The following is a 4119-nucleotide window of genomic DNA, read 5'->3' on the forward strand; positions in this document are numbered from 1 at the left end:
CCCCCGCCGCAACCTCATCCCGCGGCCGCCACGGGCTCCGCACCCTTCTCCGGCCCCGCCCCCTTCAGCGGAACCTCCTTCACGAACACCGCCGCCGCCAGCACCACGACCGCCGCCACAGCGCCCACCAGGAACGCCGAGTGCGTCCCCGAGGACACCGCGAACTGGTACGCCTCCCGCGCCGCCGCGGGCAACTTCGCCAGACTCGCCGCATCCAGCTGCGCCGACTGCTCGGTCACCTTGGACCCCAGCGCGCCGGCCCGCTCGCTCATCACGTCCTGCACCCGGCTGTTGAACAGCGCCCCCATGATCGCGACACCGAACGAGGACCCGAGCGTACGGAACAGGGTGGTCGTGGAGGACGCCACGCCCATGTCCTTCATCTCGACGCTGTTCTGCGCGACCAGCATGGTGATCTGCATCAGACAGCCGAGGCCCGCCCCGACCACGGCCATGTACAGACCGGACGTCAGCCGTGTGGTCTCCGTGTCCATCTGGGCGAGCAGGTACAGCCCGACGCTCAGCAGCACACCACCGGCCAGCGGGAACACCTTGTACTTGCCGCTGCCCGTCGTGACCCGCCCCGCGACCATGGACACGACCATCATCGCCGCGAGCATCGGAAGGAGCAGCAGCCCGGAGTTGGTCGCGGACGCGCCCTGCACGGCCTGCTGGTACAGCGGCAGGAACAGCACCGCGCCGAACATCGCGAACCCGGTGATGAAGCCGATGATCGACATCAGCGTGAAGTTCCGGTTGCGGAAGATGTGGAGCGGAATGATCGGCTCGGCGGCCTTCGTCTGCCAGAACACGAACCCGACGAGCGAGGCGACACCGATCCCGATGAGCTCCATGATCATGGCGGAGCCCCACGCGTACTCCGAACCGCCCCAGGTCGTGACGAGCACGATCGAGGTGATGCCGACGGTCAGCAGTGCGACGCCCGGATAGTCGATCCGTGTCTTCGACCGCTTCTTCGGCAGGTGCAGCACAGCGCTGATGGCGGCGAGCGCCACCACACCCAGCGGCAGGTTGATGTAGAACGACCAGCGCCAGCCCAGGTGGTCCGTCAGCGCGCCGCCGACCAGCGGTCCGCCGATCATGGCGAGCGCCATGACGCCGGCCATCATGCCCTGGTACTTGCCCCGCTCACGCGGCGGAATGAGGTCCCCGATGATCGCCATGACGCCGACCATCAGGCCACCCGCACCGAGCCCCTGCACGGCACGGAAGCCGATCAGCTGTCCCATGTCCTGGGCCATACCGCTGAGCGCCGACCCGATCAGGAAGAGCACGATCGAGCTCATGAAGACGCCCTTGCGCCCGTACATGTCGCCGAGCTTTCCCCAGATCGGGGTGGAGGCGGCGGTGGCGAGCGTGTAGGCGGTCACGACCCACGCCAGGTGTTCGAGCCCGCCCAGTTCACCGACGATCGTCGGCATCGCGGTGCCGATGATCATGTTGTCCAGCATCGCGAGCATCATCGCGATCATGAGCGCGAGCAGCACCACCCGCACACTCCGCGGCTGCTTGCCCGGCTCGTGCCCCTCAACCTGCTCAACCTGCTCGGCGTGCTCGTCCTGCTGAACCTGTCCGGCCTGCCCGGCCTGTTCGTCCACAACCGCCTGCTTGTCCGCCATCGTCTCCGACCCACTCCCCCACGAACTCCTACTTACTTGCCGACCGGCAAGTTGGCTACACTGGGGAAGCTAGACCCCTAACTAGCCGGGCGTCAAGTAAGTTTTTTCCCAAGGGCACTCCCGAGGGCCTTCAGAAGCAGAAGCCGGAGTACGGGCATGGACCGCACCAAGCAGCGCCGTCGCGGGGACACCCGCCAGCGCATCCAGGACGTGGCGCTCGAACTCTTCGCCGAACAGGGCTATGAGAAGACGTCGCTACGTGAGATCGCCGAGCGCCTCGACGTCACGAAGGCGGCGCTCTACTACCACTTCAAGACCAAGGAAGAGATCATCGTCAGCCTGTTCGAGGATCTGACGAAGCCGATCGAGGAACTGATCGAGTGGGGCCGCCGGCAGCCCCACACCCTCGCCATGAAGCAGGAGATCGTGCGCCGCTACAGCGAGGCGCTCACGGCAGCGGCCCCCCTCTTCCGCTTCATGCAGGAGAACCAGGCGACCGTACGGGACCTGAGCATCGGCGACATGTTCAAGTCCCGGATGCTCGGCATGCGGGAGATCATCATCGACCCGGACGCCCCCCTGGTCGACCAGGTCCGCTGCATCAGCGCGATGTTCACGCTGCACGCCGGGATGTTCGTGCTCCAGGACCTCGCGGGCGACGCGGAGGCGAAGCGCGAGGCGGTCCTGGAGGTCGCGATCGGCCTGGTGACCCAGGCACACGAGGGCGCGGGACAACTTTCGTAACCGCACGCCCCCGCCGGACAGTCGCGCTGCCCCACGCGTCAGACGGTCACGCCCTTGCCGCGCAGAAACGCCACGGGGTCGACGGCGGACCCGTAGTTCGCGGTCGTACGGATCTCGAAGTGCAGGTGCGGCCCGCTGGAGTTGCCTGTGTTGCCGGACAGGGCGATGCGCTGCCCGGTGGCCACGACCTGGCCGACCTTCACGTTGATCCGCGAGAGATGGGCGTACTGCGAGTAGCTCCCGTTGCCGTGCTTGATCACTATGGCGTTGCCGTACGCCGGCCCGTCGCCGGCGCCGTTGCCGCCGGCCTTGACGACCGTGCCGCCGTGCGCGGCGACGACCTTGGTACCGCTCGGCACGGCGAAGTCCTGGCCGGAGTGGGTGGACGACCACATGGTGCCGGCCTGGTTGAAGCTGGCGCTGAGCGTGTACTTCTTGACCGGGTCCACCCAGGAGGCGGCCTTCTTGGCGGCGACCTGCACCTGGACGGCACCGGTCGAAGCGGTCACCCCGGTCCCAGCGGCAGCCGCGACCCCGGCAGCCCCCAGGACGACCGAGGCGCCGAGCCCGGCGGCCAGAACCGATACGCGGGAGACACGGGAGACACGGGCCGTACGGGACTTGCGGGACGGGGTGGTGGCGCGCTGGAACATCGAGACCTCACGGGGACGGGGACAGAAAAGCCACCCGGCACGAGCGATCCCGCCGGATGGGCAATCCCTTGGTAACCCCGAGGGCCGTCCGTTCCCAAACCCCCGATCTACGACACAAGGTCGTAGACGCACTCAAACTTACCTACTTCTTGACATAGCAACTGTGGCCGCCACTCCCCCCAAACCATGATTCACCCACCCCCTCCCCCACTAATTACGTTAGTAACGGACATTTCGCCTGTGCATCATGTCACCGGCCCGCAAGATCCAGCAGCGCCCGAATAAACCCGCTCCGACTACTGGCACCTCACCGCTACCCGTGAGTAATGTGCCCTTCTCGTCAGCGCCACTCACTCCCGCAAGCATGCCCCTGACAGGTGCATGCCCGGGCACCGCACTGCCCTACGTGAGAGGACCCCATCCCGATGACAACAGGCTCCTGGACGCCCTGGACCCGCCGTATCGGTCTGACCGCGGCCGCCGCGGTCGCCGCGGTGACACTGGCCGGACCCGGCACCGCCGAGGCCGCCACCACCGCGACCACCACCGCGACCGCTACGGCAGCCGCCGCCGAGGACGTCAGCTACGCCACCTGGCAACAGGACTGCCAAGCCGTGATGGACCAGGCGCTGCCCTTTCTGAAGCAGCGCATTGCCGCCGCCTCCACGGGTGAGAAGCCGGCGATCGTCTTCGACATCGACAACACCACCCTGGAGACCGACTTCGGCTTCAGCTACCCGTCCCCGGCCAACGCTCCCGTGCTGAAGGTGGCCCAGTACGCCCAGGACCACGGCGTAGCGCTCTTCTTCGTCACCGCGCGCCCCGACATCATCAAGCCGTTGACGCAGTACAACCTCACGACCGTCGGCTACAAGGTGACCGGGCTCTACGTCCGTAATTTCATCGACCTCTTCAAGAACGTGGCCGACTACAAGACCGCGCAGCGCGTCGACATCGAGTCGAAGGGCTACACGATCATCGCCAACATCGGGAACACCGCCACCGACCTGTCGGGCGGCCACGCGGAGAAGACGTACAAACTGCCGGACTACGACGGCCAGCTGTCGTAAGCCGGACGCCGG

At 66.9% G+C, this 4119-nt stretch carries 4 protein-coding genes; 2 read left to right on the forward strand and 2 right to left on the reverse strand.

What is annotated here, in order from left to right; translation table 11 throughout:
* Positions 1-14: 14 nt before the first annotated feature.
* Complete coding sequence (locus STRTUCAR8_RS46985) at positions 15-1640, reverse strand: MDR family MFS transporter (RefSeq protein ID WP_006383595.1); 1626 nt, start codon at positions 1638-1640, stop codon at positions 15-17.
* Positions 1641-1796: 156 nt separating this feature from the next.
* On the opposite strand from STRTUCAR8_RS46985, the gene STRTUCAR8_RS46990 reads away from it, so the two are divergent.
* The gene (locus STRTUCAR8_RS46990) at positions 1797-2384 is read left to right on the forward strand and encodes a TetR/AcrR family transcriptional regulator (RefSeq protein WP_006383594.1); all 588 of its coding nucleotides are present in this window, start codon (positions 1797-1799) and stop codon (positions 2382-2384) included.
* A gap of 38 nt (positions 2385-2422) precedes the next feature.
* Here STRTUCAR8_RS46990 and STRTUCAR8_RS46995 read toward each other — a convergent pair whose 3' ends face one another.
* Complete coding sequence (locus STRTUCAR8_RS46995) at positions 2423-3037, reverse strand: M23 family metallopeptidase (RefSeq protein ID WP_006383593.1); 615 nt, start codon at positions 3035-3037, stop codon at positions 2423-2425.
* A gap of 425 nt (positions 3038-3462) precedes the next feature.
* Between STRTUCAR8_RS46995 and STRTUCAR8_RS47000 the strand changes: the two genes are divergently transcribed.
* On the forward strand, positions 3463-4107 hold the full coding sequence (locus STRTUCAR8_RS47000; protein WP_006383596.1) for an HAD family acid phosphatase: 645 nt from the start codon (positions 3463-3465) through the stop codon (positions 4105-4107).
* Positions 4108-4119: the final 12 nt, after the last annotated feature.

The sequence above is a fragment of the Streptomyces turgidiscabies Car8 genome (assembly GCF_000331005.1).
GTDB lineage: Bacteria > Actinomycetota > Actinomycetes > Streptomycetales > Streptomycetaceae > Streptomyces > Streptomyces turgidiscabies.